At 49.7% G+C, this 20370-nt stretch carries 24 protein-coding genes and 1 other RNA gene; 14 read left to right on the top strand and 11 right to left on the bottom strand.

The window, feature by feature from the left end; all coding sequences use genetic code 11:
* Positions 1 to 60 precede the first annotated feature (60 nt).
* Genes FWE06_09170 through FWE06_09150 form a run of 5 tightly spaced genes read left to right on the top strand, consistent with a single transcriptional unit; the run spans position 61 to position 4518 of the window.
* Positions 61 to 1206, top strand: a complete 1146-nt coding sequence (locus tag FWE06_09170) for a stage 0 sporulation family protein (protein MCL2547330.1) — start codon at positions 61 to 63, stop codon at positions 1204 to 1206.
* Entirely contained in the window at positions 1203 to 1964 is a 762-nt protein-coding gene (locus FWE06_09165) for a TatD family hydrolase (GenBank protein MCL2547329.1), read from the top strand. Before FWE06_09170 ends, FWE06_09165 begins: the two co-directional genes overlap by 4 nt.
* Positions 1965 to 1966: 2 nt before the next feature.
* Entirely contained in the window at positions 1967 to 2902 is a 936-nt protein-coding gene (locus FWE06_09160; GenBank protein ID MCL2547328.1) for a DnaD domain protein, read from the top strand.
* Positions 2903 to 2904: 2 nt separating this feature from the next.
* Entirely contained in the window at positions 2905 to 3837 is a 933-nt protein-coding gene (locus FWE06_09155; protein MCL2547327.1) for an ATP-binding protein, read from the top strand.
* Between the two features lie 3 nt (positions 3838 to 3840).
* Positions 3841 to 4518 carry a response regulator transcription factor gene (locus FWE06_09150; GenBank protein ID MCL2547326.1) on the top strand — a complete coding sequence of 226 codons (678 nt, stop codon included), beginning with the start codon at positions 3841 to 3843 and terminating at the stop codon, positions 4516 to 4518.
* A 143-nt stretch (positions 4519 to 4661) separates the two neighbouring features.
* Here FWE06_09150 and FWE06_09145 read toward each other — a convergent pair whose 3' ends face one another.
* The 6 genes from FWE06_09145 to secA form a co-directional block, all read right to left on the bottom strand.
* Complete coding sequence (locus FWE06_09145) at positions 4662 to 6191, bottom strand: YifB family Mg chelatase-like AAA ATPase (GenBank protein MCL2547325.1); 1530 nt, start codon at positions 6189 to 6191, stop codon at positions 4662 to 4664.
* A gap of 150 nt (positions 6192 to 6341) precedes the next feature.
* Positions 6342 to 6908, bottom strand: coding sequence for a dipicolinate synthase subunit B (locus FWE06_09140; GenBank protein MCL2547324.1), 567 nt, complete (start codon positions 6906 to 6908; stop codon positions 6342 to 6344).
* The gene (locus FWE06_09135) at positions 6905 to 7774 is read right to left on the bottom strand and encodes a dipicolinate synthase subunit DpsA (protein MCL2547323.1); all 870 of its coding nucleotides are present in this window, start codon (positions 7772 to 7774) and stop codon (positions 6905 to 6907) included. The genes FWE06_09140 and FWE06_09135 overlap by 4 nt, the downstream gene beginning before the upstream one ends.
* Positions 7775 to 7898: 124 nt before the next feature.
* Complete coding sequence (locus FWE06_09130; GenBank protein MCL2547322.1) at positions 7899 to 8135, bottom strand: YgjV family protein; 237 nt, start codon at positions 8133 to 8135, stop codon at positions 7899 to 7901.
* Positions 8136 to 8137: 2 nt separating this feature from the next.
* On the bottom strand, positions 8138 to 8827 hold the full coding sequence (locus FWE06_09125) for a zinc metallopeptidase (protein ID MCL2547321.1): 690 nt from the start codon (positions 8825 to 8827) through the stop codon (positions 8138 to 8140).
* 88 nt (positions 8828 to 8915) lie between these two features.
* Positions 8916 to 11678 carry a preprotein translocase subunit SecA gene (gene secA, locus FWE06_09120; protein MCL2547320.1) on the bottom strand — a complete coding sequence of 921 codons (2763 nt, stop codon included), beginning with the start codon at positions 11676 to 11678 and terminating at the stop codon, positions 8916 to 8918.
* Positions 11679 to 12380: 702 nt separating this feature from the next.
* Between secA and rpmG the strand changes: the two genes are divergently transcribed.
* The 7 genes from rpmG to FWE06_09085 all read left to right on the top strand — a co-directional run bounded on the left by rpmG (position 12381) and on the right by FWE06_09085 (position 15343).
* Positions 12381 to 12530, top strand: coding sequence for a 50S ribosomal protein L33 (gene rpmG / locus FWE06_09115; protein MCL2547319.1), 150 nt, complete (start codon positions 12381 to 12383; stop codon positions 12528 to 12530).
* Between the two features lie 11 nt (positions 12531 to 12541).
* On the top strand, positions 12542 to 12754 hold the full coding sequence (secE, locus tag FWE06_09110; protein ID MCL2547318.1) for a preprotein translocase subunit SecE: 213 nt from the start codon (positions 12542 to 12544) through the stop codon (positions 12752 to 12754).
* Entirely contained in the window at positions 12736 to 13293 is a 558-nt protein-coding gene (nusG, locus tag FWE06_09105) for a transcription termination/antitermination protein NusG (GenBank protein MCL2547317.1), read from the top strand. The genes secE and nusG overlap by 19 nt, the downstream gene beginning before the upstream one ends.
* 124 nt (positions 13294 to 13417) lie before the next feature.
* Entirely contained in the window at positions 13418 to 13843 is a 426-nt protein-coding gene (rplK, locus tag FWE06_09100) for a 50S ribosomal protein L11 (protein MCL2547316.1), read from the top strand.
* A 14-nt stretch (positions 13844 to 13857) separates the two neighbouring features.
* Entirely contained in the window at positions 13858 to 14550 is a 693-nt protein-coding gene (gene rplA, locus FWE06_09095; protein MCL2547315.1) for a 50S ribosomal protein L1, read from the top strand.
* A complete protein-coding gene (locus tag FWE06_09090; GenBank protein MCL2547314.1) occupies positions 14550 to 15053 on the top strand; it encodes a dCMP deaminase family protein in 504 nt (167 codons plus the stop codon). The genes rplA and FWE06_09090 overlap by 1 nt, the downstream gene beginning before the upstream one ends.
* Positions 15050 to 15343: a DUF1292 domain-containing protein gene (locus FWE06_09085; protein MCL2547313.1), complete on the top strand. Its 294-nt coding sequence runs from the start codon at positions 15050 to 15052 to the stop codon at positions 15341 to 15343. The genes FWE06_09090 and FWE06_09085 overlap by 4 nt, the downstream gene beginning before the upstream one ends.
* A gap of 193 nt (positions 15344 to 15536) precedes the next feature.
* Here FWE06_09085 and ssrS read toward each other — a convergent pair.
* The 4 genes from ssrS to FWE06_09065 form a co-directional block, all read right to left on the bottom strand.
* A non-coding RNA gene (gene ssrS / locus FWE06_09080) (6S RNA) lies at positions 15537 to 15730 on the bottom strand.
* Between the two features lie 115 nt (positions 15731 to 15845).
* Positions 15846 to 16304, bottom strand: coding sequence for a transcriptional regulator NrdR (gene nrdR, locus FWE06_09075; GenBank protein ID MCL2547312.1), 459 nt, complete (start codon positions 16302 to 16304; stop codon positions 15846 to 15848).
* A gap of 14 nt (positions 16305 to 16318) precedes the next feature.
* Positions 16319 to 16840, bottom strand: coding sequence for a ribosome-associated translation inhibitor RaiA (gene raiA, locus FWE06_09070; GenBank protein MCL2547311.1), 522 nt, complete (start codon positions 16838 to 16840; stop codon positions 16319 to 16321).
* Between the two features lie 170 nt (positions 16841 to 17010).
* The gene (locus FWE06_09065) at positions 17011 to 17619 is read right to left on the bottom strand and encodes a peptidoglycan-binding protein (GenBank protein MCL2547310.1); all 609 of its coding nucleotides are present in this window, start codon (positions 17617 to 17619) and stop codon (positions 17011 to 17013) included.
* A 298-nt stretch (positions 17620 to 17917) separates the two neighbouring features.
* Between FWE06_09065 and FWE06_09060 the strand changes: the two genes are divergently transcribed.
* A complete protein-coding gene (locus tag FWE06_09060; GenBank protein ID MCL2547309.1) occupies positions 17918 to 19138 on the top strand; it encodes an ATP-binding protein in 1221 nt (406 codons plus the stop codon).
* 226 nt (positions 19139 to 19364) lie between these two features.
* A complete protein-coding gene (locus tag FWE06_09055) occupies positions 19365 to 19523 on the top strand; it encodes a helix-turn-helix domain-containing protein (protein ID MCL2547308.1) in 159 nt (52 codons plus the stop codon).
* A 447-nt stretch (positions 19524 to 19970) separates the two neighbouring features.
* Here the strand turns inward: FWE06_09055 and FWE06_09050 are convergent.
* Positions 19971 to 20370: IS3 family transposase (locus FWE06_09050; protein MCL2547307.1), on the bottom strand; the 400-nt coding region annotated here is incomplete at its 5' end.

Below are 20370 nucleotides of genomic sequence, written 5' to 3'. Positions count from 1 at the left end.
GACACTTTTACTGATTACGGCGCGGTGAAGTCATCACGCCCTACACCAAAGGAGAAAATCATGCTAAACATCATCGGCGTACACTTTCAAAAACTCGGTAAGCTCTATTATTTCGACCCGGCTGAAGTTGCCGTTAAAAAGGGCGATACTGTCATTGTTGACACGCAAAATGGGCCGGAAATTGGCATTTGTCATACTGACATTCTGCAAATGGAGCCAAGCAAAGTGCCGCAACCACTCAAGCCGGTGCTGCGCATTGCCACCACGCGCGATAAGCAAACGCAGCAAGAATTGCTGACGCGCGAAAAAGAAGCCTTCAACATCGCACAGCAAAAGATTGCCGAGCATAAACTTGACATGAAACTGGTTGCCGCCGACTATACGTTTGACGGCAGTAAATTGATTTTCTTCTTCACCGCCGAAGAGCGTGTTGATTTCCGTGCCTTAGTGCGCGATCTGGCGTCGCTCTTCCACCGGCGTATTGAACTGCGGCAAATCGGCGTACGCGACGAAGCACAGCTTGTCGGCGGTTTAGGCGTGTGCGGCCGCCCGACCTGTTGCTCAGTGATGAAATCTGAATTTGTGCCGGTGTCAATTAAAATGGCAAAAGAGCAGGGCTTGCCGCTCAACCCCGCCAAGATTTCCGGCGTTTGCGGCCGCTTGATGTGCTGCTTAAAGCACGAGCAAGTGGCATATGCCGATTTGCGCAAAAATTCGCCGCCCGTTGGCGCGCGGGTCGAAACGCCTGACGGATTGGGCGTTGTCAAGGACGTCAACCTATTGCGTGAGCGCGTCAAAGTGTTGATGGACAAGGGCGACCACGATGAGCGCATGTTCAAGTGTTGCGATATCTGCCGCGTCAAAGGCGGCGAGGGGAAAGGCGGGCATTGCGGCAAACATGGACAAGAAGAAAAGCCACAAGCATCAAAAGACAATACTGAGGGAGGCACGCCCACACAGCTAAGAGGAAAACCATCCGCGTCTGATGACGCACCCTCTTTTGCAAAAGAGGGTAAAGAGAACGCCAGTCCTCGCAACAACCGAAATAAGCCGCGCCAAGAAAACGAGCCGCGCACAAGAGAAAAGTCAACTGCGCATACATTGCCTTTGCCGAAAGAGGGCCACTCAGGGCGTAATGATAGTCCTAACGCACCGAAGGCGCCCAGCACCAATAAACCGCAGTCCAAGGGCGGTGCGCCGCAATGACGCTGATTGACACCCACGCGCATTACAATCATAAGCAGTTTAACAGCGATCGTGACAACTTGCTCGCCTCGTTGTCCAAGCATGGCGTTGAGGCTGTTATTAACGTGGGATATGATGTGGCGTCAAGTCAAGCGTCCATTGAATTGGCCGAGATGTTTTCGCACGTGTATGCGGCGGTGGGTGTACACCCGCATGACGCCGAAACATTGGACGATACTGCCATTGAGGCACTGCGTTTGATGGCGCGTCACCCGAAGGTCAAAGCTATCGGCGAATGTGGGCTTGATTATTTTCGAAATCTTGCGCCGCGCGAGGCGCAACAAACGGCATTTCACCGACAGCTCATTTTGGCGCGAGAAGTGGGCTTGCCCGCCATTATTCATGCCCGTGACGCTTGTGCCGACAGCCTTTCCATGACCAACGACTTCCCCGATGTGCCGATGGTGTTCCACTGCTATAGCGGATCGGCTGATATGGCAGCAGCCCTGCGGCAACGTGGGCGCGTGGTTTCATTTACGCCCAACATTACGTATCCCAAGGTTGAGCACTTGCGTCAAGCGGCAGTGGTCATGGGGTTGGACAATATTATGTTAGAGACCGACTGCCCGTACATGGCGCCGCAATCGCAGCGCGGCAAGCGCAATGATTCAACGATGTTATCTGAGAGCGTCGCCGTTTTGGCGCAATGGTTTGGACGCTCACCCGAGGAAGTTTCCACAGTGACAACAGCAAATGCACGGAAGTTTTTTGGAGTGTAATCATGGAACGTTGGCAAATCACAACACCTTCTCATATCATATTGCCCATTCGGGCGGCACGAGCCTTGATTAGCGCCCAGAACGGCACGGCGGCTTTGCTCTATTTTCATATGCAGTTAAACGGCGGACAGCTGGACAGTGCTGCAGCCTGCAGTGAACTGGCCCTCTCTGCTGAGCAAGTGAAAAAAACGCTCAATCAGTTGCAAAAACTGGATTTGGCCGCCCCAGAAGGCGCGGCGACACGCGCCTTACAACAGGACAAAGCTCCCGAGTATACACCGAGCGACATTACCGATAATCTAAATGACGACAATACATTTAAACAGCTCGTTGAAGATGTGTCACGCAAACTGGGCAAAGTTCTCTCGCCGCACGAATTGAAAGTGCTGTTGGGGCTTTATCAGTGGCTTGGGTTGCCCGCTGAGGTCATCAGTTTGCTCGTTGTGTATTGTATCGACGAACAGATACGGCGTTTCGGGCATGGCAAGCCACCATCCATGCGAAGCATTGAAAAGACGGCCGTACAATGGGAAAAGCACGGGCTTTTGACCGCCGAGTTGGCTGTCGGCTGGCTAGAAGACCAGGAGAAACGGCGCGATATTGCTGTACAAATCGCCCGTGTACTGCAAATTAGCGGACGACAACCTACAGCATCCGAGAGCAAATACATAAATCATTGGGCCGAGTTGGGCTTTACACCGGAGTTGATTTACTTGGCTTACGACCGCACTGTTATGCGTTGCGGACGGTTGGAGTGGAAATACATCGACACGATTTTGCGGAGCTGGTACGATAAGGGCTTGCTGACACAGGAGGCCGTGGAGCAAGGTGACAAGCCGACCAAAACCATGCCTGCCACGCCGCACAAATTACCGAACCATGCGGCACGCAAATGGTCAATGAATGATATTCTTGAAAAGTATAATACAGAGGGTTAAATATGCTTAATACTGCACTCATGCAAATAAAAGCGCGTCAACAGCGCGACGAAGCTGTCCTGTTTGAGCGGCGCCAGCAATTGTATCAAGATATCCATGAGTTAAAATCCATCGACAGCGCGCTGGCGCGCACTGTGGCACGATTGTTTCCGCTCAGTGGACAAATTGCCGAAACAGAGACCTTGCGGCAAGAGTACTTTTTACTCAAAGATAAGCGGCGCACTCTGCTGCATCAACACGGATACGCTGAGGACGTACTTGACACCGTTATTTATTGCGCCGAGTGTCAAGACGACGGCTATGTCAACGGCAAACCTTGCCGCTGTTTGGTAGCCTTGTCAGCTCAATTGGAGAAAGAGCGGCTTTCAACCATGCTCGACTTGCATGGGCAAACATTTGAGACGTTTCGACTTGACTTATATAATGATGCGCGCGACAGCGACGGGCAGATCCCTCGTAAACTTGCGCAGGCAAATTTAGCGTATTGCCGTGACTATGCTGAAAGCTTTTCTCTGAAATCAGGCAATATTCTAATGACGGGCGCCCCGGGGCTTGGCAAGACATTTTTATCCGCCGCGATTGGCGGCGTTGTCACCAGCAAAGGGTTTTCGGTAGTATACGACACGGCGGTGTCAATTATCGCGATGATGGAACGCGAGAAGTTTAACAACCAAGATACCGCACAAGGCAGCGCGAAGTATTTAGGTTGTGACTTGCTTATTTTAGATGACTTGGGAACGGAAATGAACACGGCATTTTCACAGTCGGCACTATACACTTTGATAAACTCACGCCTTTATAAGCCTACAGTAATCAATACCAATTTAAAGCCTGAGGAGCTTGCTGCACGATATCCGGCATCACTTGTAAGCCGTTTACGCGGGCTGTATTCTTCATTAGCTTTTTGTGGCGAAGACATTCGGGGGAGGACATAAACTATGTCAACACGTATTCTTATCATTGAGGACGACACCAACATCGCACAACTGATACGGCTTTATCTGGAAAAAGAGCACTATCAAGTCGACGTTGCACAAGACGGCAAATTGGGATTGGACGCATTCTATGACTTAACGCCCGACCTTGTGCTGCTCGACATCATGCTGCCTGAGCGGGACGGCTGGGATATTTGCCGCGAAATACGGGAAACCAGCCAGGCACCTGTTATTATGCTGACAGCCAAAGGTGAAAGCTACGACAAGGTCAAAGGGTTGGAGCTGGGTGCCGACGACTACATTACCAAACCGTTTGACGCCAAAGAGCTGTTGGCGCGTGTCCGCGCGGTATTGCGGCGCTCGTCGCCAAACGCCGACGGCAAGCCGATTGAGTTCGATAACCTGTACATTGACATGAACTCCTTTGAATTAAAAATCAAGGGCGTATTGATTGACGTACCGCCCAAAGAGTTGGAGCTGTTGCGTTTCCTGGCTTCCTCGCCCAACCGTGTGTTTACGCGCACGCAGCTGCTTGACGGTATTTGGGGGTTCGACTACTTTGGCGACTCACGCACGGTAGATGTGCATATCAAACGCTTGCGAGAAAAACTAGAGGGCGCGAGCGAACAGTGGGCATTAAAGACAGTTTGGGGCGTGGGATATAAGTTCGAAGTAAAATAAGAGCAATGGTAAAAAGATGCAGGAATGAAGACTATACAAATAGCCAATCGCATAAACACTTTCAACACGAATAACCCCATAAGACAAAGTCAAGTCATGTCTTATGGGGTTATTCGCATCTAGTCTCTATCTCGCCGCCCTTGTCACGCCTCATGTACAGCGGCTCTTTCGCCCCAGCCCCTAAACTGCAATGATTCGGCGAGATGCCGCTTATCTATGCGTTCGGCACCGTCGAGGTCGGCGATGGTGCGGGCGACACGCAGAATTCTTGCATGACTACGGCCGGATAGCCGGAAGCGCTGGAATGCGTTGCGCAACAATGCTTTTGCGTCTTCTTCCAGCGCGCATTCTTTGCGCAATTGCTGGCCTTCGAGCAAGCTGTTTGTCATGGCTTTTCCGTTGAAGCGTATGCGTTGGCATTCGCGCGCCGCTACCACACGTTCACGGACAGCGGCCGAGGATTCGGCGGGGCGGACTTGCTGCAACTCGTCAAACTTGACCGGTGGCACGGGAATACGCAAATCCAGTCTATCGAGCAATGGCCCTGAGATGCGGCCGCGATAAACTTCTATTTTGCGCTGCGAGCAGGTGCATTTGTCATTTTCAAAGCCGTAGAAACCGCAGGGGCAAGGATTCATTGCCGCAGCAAGCATAAAACGACAGGGATAGCTCAGTGAACTGCTGATACGCGAAATGTGCGCCACGCCGCTTTCGAGCGGTTGTCGCAGAACTTCCAGTGCCGAGCGAGAGAATTCGGGCAATTCATCTAAAAACAGCACGCCGTGGTGAGCGAGTGAGATTTCGCCGGGCTTGGGGTACGTGCCACCGCCAACCAAGCTGACATCACTGCTTGTATGATGCGGTGAACGGAAAGGGCGGTTGTGCAGGATGGGCTTGCCGTCGGGCAGACGTCCGGCGACGGAATAGATTGCTGTGACCTCAAGGGCTTCTTGATAGCTCAGCGGCGGTAAAATGGACGGCAGGCGTGTCGTCAGCATTGACTTGCCCGCGCCGGGCGGCCCTTCCAATAAAACGCTGTGCCCGCCGGCTGCCGCGATTTCTAACGCACGTTTAGCGGCTTCTTGGCCGCGCACATCGGCAAAATCCGGCACGAAAACAGCACTGTCATCATCGGCAATCGCTTCACTAGGGATATAGGGCGGAATATATTTTTCGTCGTTGAGATGGTCAATGATTTGCCGCACATGATTGGCGGCGTAGACTTTCAAATGGCGACAGAGCGCGGCCTCGGCGGCGTTTGACGTCGGTACAAATAAGCTTGCACCCTTAGGGCACGCCATCGCCATTGGCAATACGCCCTGCCCGCCTCTCAGTTGTCCTTCAAGTGACAACTCCCCCAAAAAGTAGACGTTATCGGGGAGTTCACCAATGACATCTTGACATTGCAGTAAGCTGAGCAACATGGGCAGGTCGTAGAGCGAACCGCTTTTCTTAGTGTCGGCGGGGGCGAGGTTCATAACGATGCGGCGCGCAGGGAAATCATAGCCGCAACAGCGCGCAGCGGCACGGATGCGTTCACGTGACTCTTTGACGGCAGCATCGGGCAATCCGACGACGTCGAAGTTAGGCAATCCGCCCGACAAAAAGCATTCGACGTCAATACGGTAGCCGTGAATGCCTTGCACACCGAGCGTTGAAATTTTCGCGACCATGTTTCTTCACCCGCAATCTGTTGTTTTGTCGAATTATATCATAGAATGATGTGGAGGGCAAGGGTGTGTTTGAACACTCATGAATAATTTTTTGACAGGTATCGGGTTAACCATCCATTCCCGCCGCATTGACCACAGAGAGCTGCATACCTACACCAACAGCGGCTGTGCTTGTTCGCCGCGAAGGGCATCGTTGATCGTTTCGGGAATTTTTGTGAAGTCGGCAACGCAAGAGCAAGGTTTTTCCGGCGGATCGTCTTGGCCAAGCGGCACAAAATAGACGTGCCGCCGCGCCAAAAGCTGCCCCAAATTAGTAGCGTTGGCTGCCAGCGCATCATTCGTCGACACAGCGATTATAAGTGGGCGTCCATTGCGCAAATGTGCCTTGCAAGCCAATGTTACCGTACCGTCGGAAATGCCGTTTGCCAGTTTTGCCAAAGTGTTGCCGGTGCAGGGCGCAACGACAATGGCATCAAAAAGTTTGCGCGGGCCGATAGGCTCGGCGGTTACCAGAGAATCAATCGCTCTATGCCCACACGTGCACTCGATGGTTGCGCGAAATGCCTCAGCACGGATAAAGCGCGTGTCGGTATCCCGTACAGCTTCGGATAAAATGGGCGTTACTTCGTGCCCCGCACTTACCAACTGTTCAATGACCGGCAAAATGCCTGCCAGCGTACAAAACGACCCGCAGACTGCCCACCCGATTCGGCTCATACTTCAACCCTCATTTCATCTATAATATAATGCAGTGTTCGGCTTAAGTTCCATGCCGCCGTATCGGGTGAATGTTTGCCGGGCAATGCAAGTGCCCAAATACATTGCCGCCCATTGCGTTTAGCGGCGTCAATATCAATGCCGCCCGGTGCGCTGGCCAGGTCGATGAGCAAACAGGGGGCCTGCGTTTGTTTGATGTCGGTCTCGTCCATAACAGCATACGGCACGGTGTTAAAAATAACGTCAAATTCACCAACGTACGGCGTTAATTGCACGGTGTGCAGCGCGCGGAATCCACTGACCGTTATCCATGTCATGTCGGACAATTTTCGCGCCGAGACGCTGACGTTTGCGCCGAGCGCGGCAAGTTGCCGCGCTAAGATTTTTCCGATACGGCCGTAGCCGATGACGAGAGCTTTGCAGCCATCGATGGTAATAGTCATTCGCTCCATGGCGATTTGCAACGCGGCTTCGGCAGTCGGCACGGCATTTGTAACGGCGAGTTCTTCACGCTTAGCATAATCACTGACATGAACGCCTTTGGCTTTGGCGGCTTGCATGAATTCCTGCGGAATAATGCCGGCAGCAATAATTTGCCCGGCTGTCATAGCGTTGAGCAGATGCTCAACAGGCAGCGCGCGCGCCATGAGTGGCATGTTGAGTAAGCCGTCACAGGTTGTCAGTGGGATGGGCAATACAACGCAGTCAACGGTTTGGTTGACACATTCTTGCAAAGATTGCGTGTATATGACAGGCGACACGGGCGGCATTTCGTCCAACCCAAATGCCAACACGGTATACTGTTCGGCTAAAATTTGCGCCAGTTTGACTTGACGGGCATCGCCGCCGACGATGGCGAATGTCATGAGGCCACCTCCACACGCTTATGTACTATCATATGCAGACACCCAACCGCTCGACACGACAGTCAGGCGGTTGGGTGTTATTTGTATATATACGGATTTTTTTGGTATGCGGGCGCAGTTCGCCTTACGGGTTTTTGCTCCTTTTGTCTTCAATATGCAACCGAACCAGTCGGACTGTTTGGATGACCAACAACACCGAGTTCAGTATCCAGATACTCCACGCGCCGGCAAGGATGCCGTAGATGATGAAAATCACGGCAGCAAAGCTACTTACAATTCGGATGGGACGCTCCTTGGTAAATAAAAAGGCGGCGACGACGAAAATGCCGCCGATAAGGCCTATGATCTCGATTGTATCCATCGTTATCTCCTGCGGTTGGCCATTAGCAATAACCGTATCAGTTGCAATATAGCGACAGCGATAGCGGCGACATATGTCATAGCAGCGGCACGGAGGACGGCTTTGGCTCCAGCCAATTCATCGGGCTGCAAATAGCCATCAGCACACAGAATGCGCACAGCGCGACTTGACGCATTAAACTCGACCGGCAATGTCACCAGTTGGAATGCCAGGGTGGTGATAAAGAAGACAATGCCCAAGTTGATGAGCCACTCAAAGCCGACACCGAAAAATATACCGGCAATAATCAACGGCATTGAGGCCATTGACCCAAGTCGCGCCAGCGGCAAAATGCCGTTGCGCAACGTAATGGGAACATAACCACTGCTATGCTGCAATGCATGCCCAGCCTCATGTGCTGCAATGCCTAACGCGGCGACGCTTGTGCCGTCATACACCTCATTAGACAACGCAATGGTGTTACTGCGTGGGTCGTAATGGTCACTCAAATGCCCGTGACTGCTGCGCGTGACTCTGACATCAGTGCCAGCGACGATGTCAGCCGCCACTTCAGCACCCGTGCGATTGCCGCGGGTTGGTACTTTTGCATACTTGTTGTACGCACGGTGGACACCGAGCTGCGCCGCACCGGCCAAAACCGCCGATACAAGCATCAGCAATAAGCCAATGGGGTGCTCCCAAAATAAAAACATATGATGATACCTCCGATTGGTGTAGGGCGTAGACTTTCTACACCCCATTATTTATTCTTACTTGTGCAAGCGGCGCACTGCCCCTACATTATTGCTCTACTGATTTACAGCACTTCTTATATTTCTGACCGCTACCGCAGGGACAAGGGTCGTTGGGGCCGATTTTTTGTGATTTGCGTACCGTTGTGCCCTTTGGTTTTTTGCTGTCACCGCCAAGGCTTTCACCGGTAACCTTGGCGACTTGCTCACGCTTTGGGGCTTCGGGCGTACGCAGCTCTGCCGTAAATACCGAACGCACGACATCCTCGCGGATGGCGTTTATCATGCCATCGAACATCTCGAAGCCTTCGTTTTTGTACGCCACGATGGGATCAGTTTGGGCATAGGCGCGCAAGCCGATACCTTTGCGCAACTCGTCCATAGCGTCGATGTGATCCATCCAATGGCGATCAACTGTTTTGAGCAGTACGACACGCTCTAATTCACGCATCAGCTGCGGCGTCAGGCGTTCTTCTTTGGCAGCATAGGCCGCCATCGCCGCTTCGGTCACAACTTCGGCAACATCTGCGGCACCATCGCGGTTGAGGTCAAATTGCTCCATTGTCACCGCGCCTTTTTTGTAGACAACGTTGTCAAATTGCAATAATGTCAGCGATAATTCCTCCCCGCTGTCAAAATAGCCGCTCGACGCAACATGGATTTGACACTGCCTCTCAATCCAGTCACGTGTCATGGTTTCCATATTGCCACGCAGATCTTCCCCGTCGAGCACTTTTTTACGCTGATCATAGATGATTTCGCGCTGGCGGTTCATGACATCATCGTACTCAAGTACGTGTTTCCGCGTTTGGAAGTTGCGCGATTCGACGGTTTTTTGCGCATTTTCCAAGCGATTGGAAATCATTTTTTGCTCAATCGGCGTGTCCTCATCGAAGCCAAAGCGTTCCATAATCGAGCCCATGCGTTCACCGCCGAAAAGGCGCATGAGGTCATCATCCATCGCCAGATAAAACCTTGACGCGCCCGCGTCACCTTGACGGCCGGCACGGCCGCGCAATTGGTTGTCGATACGGCGGCTTTCATGCCGCTCGGTACCGATGATAAACAGCCCGCCGGCTTTGCAAACTTGCTCGGCGGCGTCTTTCATATCTTCCTTGTGGAACTCCAGCCGTTCTTGGTAATAGCCGCGGGCTTTGAGGATGTCTTCGTTGTCGGTTTCGGCAAAACCTGTCGCCTCAATGTAAACTTCCTCGGGCAGATTTAATTTAGTCAATTCTTTTCGCAAATCGGCACGCGCCGAATACTCGCTGTTGCCGCCCAAAATAATATCGGTACCACGACCCGCCATATTGGTGGCAATTGTAACAGCGCCGTAATGGCCGGCCTGGGCGACGATTTCAGCCTCTTTTTCGTGGTGCTTGGCGTTGAGGACAACATGTTTGATGCCGCGCTGTTTCAAGGCTTTGGCGACAATTTCACTTTTCTCAATACTGACGGTACCGACCAAAACAGGCTGTCCTTTGGCGTGGCATTCTTCAATCTGCGCAATGATGGCACGCAATTTTCCGGCTTGATTTTTGTAGATAGCATCAGACATATCTTGGCGAATCATGGGTTTGTTGGTGGGGATTTCAATGACATCAAGCTTGTAAATTTGCTGAAATTCCTCGGCCTCGGTCAATGCCGTGCCCGTCATGCCCGACAGCTTGCGGTAGAGACGGAAATAATTTTGGAAGGTAATGGTCGCCAATGTCTTGCTCTCGTGTTCAACTTTAACGCCCTCTTTGGCTTCAATGGCTTGGTGCAGCCCCTCGGAGTAGCGGCGTCCAAACATCAGGCGGCCTGTAAATTCATCAACAATGATAACTTCGCCGTCTTTGACGACGTAGTCGGTGTCGCGGCGCATGACACCGCGGGCACGAATGGCCATGTTGATATGGTGCAGCAGCGTGGTGTTTTCGCCGTCGTTGAGATTTTCGACATCAAACTTCTTTTCGGCTTTGGCGATGCCGCTCGGGGTCAGCGTAGCCGTACGGGCTTTTTCATCTACGATATAGTCACCATCCATATCGTCGTGCTCTTCTTTGCTTTCGAGTTTGACGACAGTGAATTTGCGCAACCCGGCGGCGAATCTGTCCGCCTGCTCATATAATATCGTCGATTTCTCGCCCTGCCCGCTGATAATCAACGGCGTACGCGCTTCGTCAACTAAAATTGAGTCAACTTCGTCAACGACGGCGAAAGCATGGCCGCGCTGCACCATGTTGTCCTTATAAATGGCCATGTTGTCGCGCAGGTAATCGAAGCCGAATTCGTTATTTGTGCCATAAGTAACATCGGCCAGATACGCTTTCTTACGATCGTCGTTACTCACGCCGTGGATAATCAAGCCAATTTCCAGCCCAAGGAAGCGGTAGAGCCTACCCATGTCTTCGCCTTGAAATTTTGCCAAATAATCGTTGACGGTAACAACATGCACGCCATCACCTGTCAAAGCGTTGAGATAAACCGGCAGCGTTGCCAGCAACGTCTTGCCCTCACCCGTTTTCATCTCGGCGATGCGGCCTTGATGCAGCACAATACCACCGATAATTTGCACACGGAAGTGCCGCTTCCCCAGCACTCGCACCGACGCCTCACGACAAACGGCAAAGGCCTCCGGCAACAGTTGGTCAGTTGTTTCGCCATCTTGAATGCGTTGCTTAAATTCGTCGGTTTTTGCGCGCAATTCGGCATCTGACAGCTTTTGTATTTCAGGTTCAAGCGCTTCAACAGCGTCGACAATCGGCATTATGCGTTTGAGCTCGCGGCTGCTATGATTGCCAAAAATGGCAGTAAGTAATTTCATTATATTTGTCCTCCATTACAGTGCGTTCATACACACACCTATATAGTATACACCAATTTACATACAAAAACAAGCAAATTTTTGGTTACACAAAAAGAGCGCGGGGTGTGCCGCGCTCTTGGAGAGGTTATTTTCTTTGCCTGCTCTGACTGTGCTGTCTAGTAATCGCTTAGGCTGAATGCATATCGGCATCTTCTATAAAATCAATGCTCGGCGCAGGCGAATAGCATCATTAAAAAACATAGCGCGACCACTGATAATAGCGTATATTTCACGAAAATCACCTCACGATCTAAAAACTGAAACTAAGAGCGTTTATCCCATGCCATCGTTGATTGAGGACAGCAACGCTTTGTCTAAACTGACCATCAATAAAGTTATCTCCCATTTGATGCCGCCCCCAACCGTAGTGAACTATTCATGTTTTCGTTATACGTTTCATTTGCAAGACTTCCTAAAAAATCAAATTAGGCAATGCATCTTGCGTCAATAATAATATGCATAGTGCGATTTGTCAAGAAAATTTTGCGTTACAGGACTTGACAAGCATTTGCATTCATGATACACTTTTCGTTACCTGCCAATAGGCTCTTTTTTCGTGCATAAAAAAGGATACCTATAATTGTAAAGAGACGCAGGGAGGCATGGCGAAGTGCTGCGAATTTTTGTGACACGATGCGCCAAATAATTAAGGAGGTGCCGACAATGCGTGAGAAAATCACACTCTGTTGTTCTGCGTGCAAACAGCGCAACTATGACACAAAGAAAAACAAGAAAAATGACCCCGACCGGATTGAAATGAGCAAATACTGCCGTTTCTGCCGCAAGCACACACCCCATAAAGAAACGAAGTAGGTAGGTGACGTATGTCTGAAACAAAGAAAGTCGGCCTCTTGAGCCGCGTTGGCAAATGGTTTCGCGAAATGCGCTCCGAACTGAAAAAGGTCACATGGCCCACGCTGCCGCAAGTCATCAATAACACCGGCATCGTGCTTCTCATGATGTTAATCGTCGGCGTGATTATCGGCGCGATTGACTTGGTGTGGGAAAACGCCATTGAATGGATTTTGCGGTTCTGATGGCGCGGCAAGGTACAAATGAGTCGGCAAAATGGTATGTTGTGCACACGTACTCCGGCTATGAAAACACTGCGGCGGCGACTCTTGAAAAAACGGTGGCGACCCGCGGGATGGGCGATTTGATTTTAGAAACGCGTATTCCGATGGAAACCGTCACGGAAATTGTAAATTCCGAGAAAAAGACAGTCGAGCGCAAAAAATATCAAGGCTATCTGTTTGTCAAAATGATTTTGACTGACGAGAGTTGGCACGTTGTCCGCAACACACGCGGCGTAACCAGCTTTGTCGGTCCGGCGTCTAAACCCATTCCCCTCACTGAAGCAGAGATACGCAGTCTGGGCATCGAAACGCACGAAATTGTCCTTGAATATAAAGAGGGCGACAATGTGCGCATTACCGATGGTCCGCTAGACGGCTATTTCGGCCTTGTTGACGAGATTTCTATGAGCCGCAACAAGGTTCGCGTACTGGTATCCATGTTCGGACGCGAAACACCTGTGGAAGTGGAGTTTGATCAAGTAGAATTGGCTACGACGTAGAGCGAGTACCTCCTTTCAAAGGGGGCAAAGAGGACACGCTCCCCCCCACTTTTGGAAAGGGGGCGTCCCCGTAGGGGCATGGGTTTGTCCAAAACCAACTAAATATTAACTGAGGTGACACACCATGGCACAAAAAATAGCAGGCTACATTAAGCTGCAGATTCCGGCGGGCAAAGCGACGCCCGCGCCGCCCGTTGGCCCGGCATTAGGTCAGCACGGTGTTAATATCGTTGCTTTTACTAAAGATTTCAACGAGCGCACCAAGAACGACATGGGTATGATTATCCCCGTTGTCATCACGGTCTACGCCGACCGTTCATTCAGCTTTATCACCAAAACGCCGCCCGCACCTGTTCTGATTAAAAAAGCAGCCGGGCTTGACAAAGCGTCAGGTCGTCCCAACACTGAAAAAGTGGGCAAAATCACAATGGACGACGCCAAAAAAATTGCTGAAACAAAAATGGCCGACCTCAACGCCAACGATGTTGATGCCGCCGCCCGCATGATTGCAGGCACGGCGCGCAGCATGGGCATTGAAGTCGAAGGTTAAGGGAGGTAGAGTATATGTTTCGTGGTAAAAAATACGTTGACAGTGCGAAGTTAGTGGATCGCACAGTGCAATACGAGCCGACCGAGGCTTTTGAGTTGGCATTGAAAACAGCCAAAGCAAAGTTTGACGAAACTGTTGAACTGCATGTTAAATTGGGCGTTGACTCACGCCACGCCGACCAGCAAGTGCGCGGCAGCGTTGTCTTGCCACACGGTACAGGTAAAGTGCTGCGCGTGTTGGTATTCGCCAAAGGCGAAAAAGTGCGCGAAGCCGAAGCGGCAGGTGCAGACATTGTCGGTGGCGACGAGTTGGCCGACAGAATTCTGAAGGAAAACTTTTTCGACTTTGACATCGTAGTGGCAACACCCGATATGATGGGCACGGTCGGTAAACTGGGTAAAGTACTGGGCCCTAAAGGCTTGATGCCAAACCCAAAAGCCGGTACAGTCTCGGCAGATGTGACCAAAGCCATCAATGACATCAAAGCCGGTAAAGTCGAATATCGTTTAGACAAGACCAATATCATCCACTGCCCTATCGGAAAAATATCATTCGGCGCTGAAAAGCTCGCCGATAATTTTAACACACTGATGGGCGCTGTCATCAAAGCCAAGCCGGCAGCGGCAAAAGGACAGTATATCAAGAGTTGTGTCGTCGCCTCAACAATGGGCCCGGGCATTAAAGTGAGCACGGCGAAATTGGCATAATGTCAAGACCCGACAAGCACAACTACTACCTCGACATCGCACAGACAGTTGCCAAGCGTAGCACTTGCTTACGCCGGCATTTTGGTTCGATTATTGTCAAAAACGATGTAATTATCGCAACCGGCTATAACGGCGCGCCGCGTGGACGCATCAACTGTAATGAGCATGGCGCATGCTTGCGGGATGAGTTGAAAATTCCGCGGGGCGAACGTTATGAAATATGCCGCGGTGTACACGCCGAGGCTAACGCCATTGTTGCGGCCAGTCGTGAGCAAATGTTGGGCGCGATAATGTATTCAGTTTGTGTAGATCCTGCGACGGGCGAACCTGTACCCGGCACGTCTTCCTGTCCCATGTGTCGGCGACTGATCATCAATGCAGGCATCGCCACCGTTATCCAGCGCGAAACCGCACAAAAGTTTACAGGGTATGACGTGACCACATGGGTTGAGGACGAATTTGGCAACGCATATAGTGCATATGAAAAGGAGATACAACGATGAGCGAAGATTTTGGCAGTACCTTTGTCACCATTGAGGACGAAGATGGCAATGAGATTGAATTAGAGTATTTGGACACAGCTATCGTGGACGATATCGAGTATATGGCTTTTACGTCCGCCGACAATGATCCCGACAGCGAAGAAGTGGAGATTTTCATTTTGCGCGTCGAGGAAGAAGAGGATGAGCAAATTCTTGCCACCATTGAAGAAGAGGATGAGATGCAGCGCGTATATGAGGTGTTTATGACGCGATTGGAAGAAGAGGATGAGGATTTAGACGACGAAGAGTAAATATTAAGGACGGCGTAAGCCGTCCTTTTTAATGTCTTAGTATGTATAATACGCCCCCTGTTTCTCCGAAACTATCGGCTTTCACCATAGGCGAAAGGTCGAACAGAGGGGGACACGCTCTCGCATCCTTCTCTTTGAGGGAGGTGTCGTTTACGCGCACTCCATTTTTGGCGGCCGTCTACTCGGCTACAATAATTCCCCCGCTTTGGCCGTGCGGGCCCGTTAAAAACCTGCACCAAATGGCAGGTGGGTTTCCGCCCCGATGCTTTACTGCTTCCAACGTCCGCACGCAAGCGCGCGGGAGGCCTGCAAACCACAACGGGAGATAAGAATCCCTTTAACGGAATGTGGGTTTTTAAGAACCCGACACGCACCAAGCAGGGGAATTATTGTAGCCGAGTAGACGGCCGGTTGGCCAGAGCGAAATTTATATTTTGTCATGGTGTGAGACGATCGAACAGCAGCCGTACACTAGGCACAAACGCATGACAGGCAAACCCGCCTAACTATTTTCCGTCAGCAATGTCCGTAACTCGTCAACAAAATCGCTGACATCGGTAAACTGACGATATACCGAGGCAAATCGCACATAGGCTACTTGATCACGACTGCGAAGTTGCTCCATAACCATCATGCCGATACGGCGGCTGGTAACCTCGCGCGTCAGCTCATTTTGCAGTTTTTGCTCAACTTCATCAATCATTTGCTCTTGCTCTTGCAGCGTGATGGTTCGCTTGTCGCACGCCTGAATCAGCGAATTGAGCACTTTGTTGCGGTCAAAGGCTTGCCGTGTGCCGTCTTTCTTGACGACGAGCAACGGAATTTGCTCAATGGTTTCATACGTCGTAAACCGCCGCATACATGACAAACACTCACGCCGCCGCCGAATGGTCTCATTTTCTTCGTTGGGGCGTGTATCAATGACTTTGCTCTCAGCAAAACTACAAAAGGGACATCTCATACGTTACTCCTCTATTATGCCTCAGAAATGACGCCGTATCCGCCGTCGTTACGGCTGTACACGACCGACACCGCTCCGCCGCTGTCACTGTCGCGGAACATAAAGAAAGCGTGCGACAACAGCTGCATTTGCAAAATGGCTTCCTCTGATGTCATTGGCTTCATGTTGAACGTCTTGCGCCGCAGCACGCTGAATGCGTCACTATCATCAACAGCCAAATCATAATCTTCGTGCGGCTCAATTGCTTTGAGACGTTTCTCAAGCTTAGTGCGATGCTTGCGAATTTGCCGTTCAATGTGCGCGACACATGCATCAACCGATGCATACATGTCAGTTGTGCCAACGGTTGAGCGAAAGTAGAGTCCGTCAACATTGATGGTGATTTCGCATTTTTGCTGTGCGCGCTCTTTGGTCATAACCACACGCGCCTCAATGTCTTTGTGGAAATAGCGATTGAGCTTTCCCACTTTCTTTTCGGCATACTCATGCACACCGGTGGGGTTCATGGTATTGCGGTCGTGAATTTCGATTTTCATAGCGCAAAGCCCCTTTCTTTCTGTGGTGCCTCTATTATAGCACAAACATGGGGAGATTTCAAGGGGAATTTTCAGTTTAGTTCATAACTAATTCACAACATACGAATATGTCGCAGGCGTTAACCTCTTATCGCACCTCATGTATGCGCGCGGTTCACTATTCGACGGCTCTAGTGCCTTGGTAATCCCGCCGCTTTGCGCGTCACCGCTACATAAATGTGCGAAATGCGATACCATGTCGCGAAGTTGACAATACCGTCTGACGGCATATGGAAAATGTGCTGAAATGTTTCGACGGCTTCACGCGTTGCCGGTCCGAAAACGCCGTCGACACGTAATTTGGGGATGGCCGGGAAATTGTCACCGATTCGGTTGAGCTGCTCTTGTATCACACGCACATACTGTCCGCTCGACCCTGTTTGCAGCGGCGTGCCCGGCCACGACAGGGGAATACCGGCAACTTGTTCGGCTTGCTGCAAATAAATGTCAGAACCGTAGAATCGCCGCAAGATATCAATGGCAGCAAATCCGCGATCCCCCAAATCCTTTGACCCCCATTGGCTCATCCAGTTGGGACAACTGACGCGCCGTCCGTCACAATACTGAGCAAACAATGGTTGGCGAATGCCGGGCCGGGTAATATACGTGGTAAAAATATCGTCTACTACACGCGAAATTTCCTCGAAAACATTGCGCCCCGGCGTATATTTCTGGTCAAGCTGTGTGGTAGATGTAATGGTGAAATCGTACCCCTGCCCGCGATACCATTCTGTGGTCATACATTCATTGGGAAGGTAACAGAGAGCAGCATAAACACAAGGTTTACGGCGAAATGATTTACAACAATCCCTAAAATATATGCGTTTTTATCTCAAACAGTCAAATACAGTGCTCATTTTGCACTTATCAGTCCAACGCTTAACAAATTTACTGCAATAATGTATAATAGCAGTAAATTTGTCAAAAATAGTAGCTTGCCGTGAGCAAGCATATTTAGTAATGAAAAAGCGTTGACAAAATGCAAAATGTCGGCTATAATAAAAATGGTGTTATGAATTAGACGGAAGGGGTTTTGTTATGTATATCAAACGCCATATCGAGGATGTATTAAAATCCGCAGTCAATGAAAAGGGAGCTTTATGCGTAACTGGCGCGCGACAAGTTGGTAAATCAACGGTGCTAAAAACTCTGTTTACCGATCACACGGAATTATCGTTAGACGACACAAGATTACAGCGGATAGCAAAAGAACAGCCAGAGGAGTTTTTCGAGCAATTTCCGCCGCCGGTATTTATTGATGAAATTCAGTATGCGCCGACCTTGTTTCCGTATATCAAAATGCGAATAGACAAAACAGGCGAAAAAGGAGCATTCTTACTCTCCGGCTCTCAACGCTATGAAATGATGCAAGGTGTAACCGAAAGTTTAGCGGGCCGAATCAATTTAATCGACTTGTATGGTCTGTCTATACGTGAAATTCTCGGTGATGACTGTCGTGACGAGTTTATTCCAACGAAGGATTTTTTGAAAAGTCGTAATCCCAAGCCACTCAAATATAACGAAATATGGGAACATATTTGGCGTGGATTCTTCCCCGAAATCGTGGGGCAAAATCCTAACTGGTCGCGCTTTTACTCAACCTATATCCGCACTTATCTTGATCGTGACGTTTCAAAATTATCGCAAGTCGGTGATTTACTGCAATTCGAAAAATTTATGGTTGCGATGGCGGCTCGAACGGGTCAACTGCTTAACATCGCCGATATAGCAAAAGATACCGGCATCAGCCAACCGACTGCCGAGAAATGGCTTTCGATTTTGGTTGCATCAAACATAGTTTATGTCTTAAAGCCATACTACAATAATGTCCTCAAACGCTTAATCAAAACTCCAAAAGTGTATTTCTTAGATACGGGGCTTGCAAGCTATTTGGTTGGTTGGGACAGCGCACAAGTCCTGCAAAATGGCGCGATGGCGGGAGCTATGTTTGAAACCTTTGTCATCGGCGAAATAATAAAGTCATGGACTAACAAGGATGGCATAACGCCCAACATGAATTTCTATTTTTTCCGTGACAAAGATGGCAATGAGATTGACTTACTCATCAAGCGCAACGGCGTTCTTTTTCCCATTGAAGCAAAAAAACACATCAGTTGCGACAAGAGTGATATTACTGCTTTCAAACAGCTTGACAAAATTGCTGATACGAAACGCGGTGAGGGATGTGTTGTTTGCATGGCAGACGATGTGCTGCCGATAACGCCAACAGATAAAGCGGTTGGTGTGTGCTATTTGTAGAGAGTTGGCCAAGCGACTTATCCATGATATAATGTGCATAAGTCCACAACATAAGCACATTATAAAATTGTTATCGACATATTCGGAAGCATCCAAGAGATGTTCTTATATTGCTTGCTTTAGCGCAGGGACGATTTCGGGTAAAGTGGTTGAATAGCATATTATCAGTTAAAAAACATCCTCTATTGTGTATTTTAGAAAAACATTCACAATTGGAGGATTTTTTATGTCACTTAATTTCAAACTCATTGGTCGAAGAATTAAAGGTGCTCGCAAATTAAAGCAAATGTCACAAGCTGAACTTGCGGAACAGATCAATATGTCTGTGCCGTATATAAGCCATATCGAAACTGCGACCAAGCAAACCTTACAACGCTTGTTTTGATTGCGAATACACTTGGTGTTACAGCAGACACTCTATTGATTGGGAACCAAATCAACGATCAATCGGAATATCATTTAGAGTTCGCTCGTCTCATAGATGACTGCAACAGTGAAGAGAGTCGTTTTATATATGAAATGGCTTCCGCGGCAAAAAATAGTTTGCGGAATAACGAGTGGCTACAACCTAATAAAAATAACTACAAGCATATATGCTGCCCTGTGGTTATTTTCTTTTTGCTCGGGAACATTGTATATTTAATACATTCCATCAATATTATTCGCGGAGGAATAATAATGCAAGAAAAGATATTGAAAGACAAAGAAAGCAAAAACGGTTCAGTTGATTTTCTTTATGTATCTGTACGGCTATACTTGCCGACAAGTTGCCGCGCCCCCTGTCAAGTAGACAGCTAAAATATCAAAAACAAGCGGGAAAACCGAATTGCCGCTATCGCATCGCTAACATACGCCGCAATTCAAGCGGTGCAAGCCAGCCGAGCTTTTCTTGATAGCGATGGTTGTTGTAGAATATGATGTACTCATCAATGGCGGATTTAAGGCTGGCGTAATTCGGAAACTTAGCACGATGGTACATCTCGGTCTTAATAATGCTCCAAAATGATTCCATCGGGCTGTTGTCGATGCAGCGCCCCACACGCGACATACTTTGTATCATGCCGCTTGCTTCGAGCTTGTCTTGAAACACTTGGCGTGTATACTGAACACCGCGGTCACTATGAAACAATGGTGTTGCATTTGGATTATTCCGAACCGCATCATCAAAAACGATATCCGCCAACCGGCTGCTGTTATTTCGCATGACCGTATGTGAAACAATGCTTTTGTCT

This window comes from Oscillospiraceae bacterium (assembly GCA_009780275.1).
In the GTDB taxonomy this organism is placed as follows: Bacteria; Bacillota; Clostridia; order Oscillospirales; family UBA929; genus WRAI01.
The sequence above is the reverse complement of the archived record's forward strand: the minus strand, read 5'-3'. Positions and strand labels throughout refer to the sequence as shown.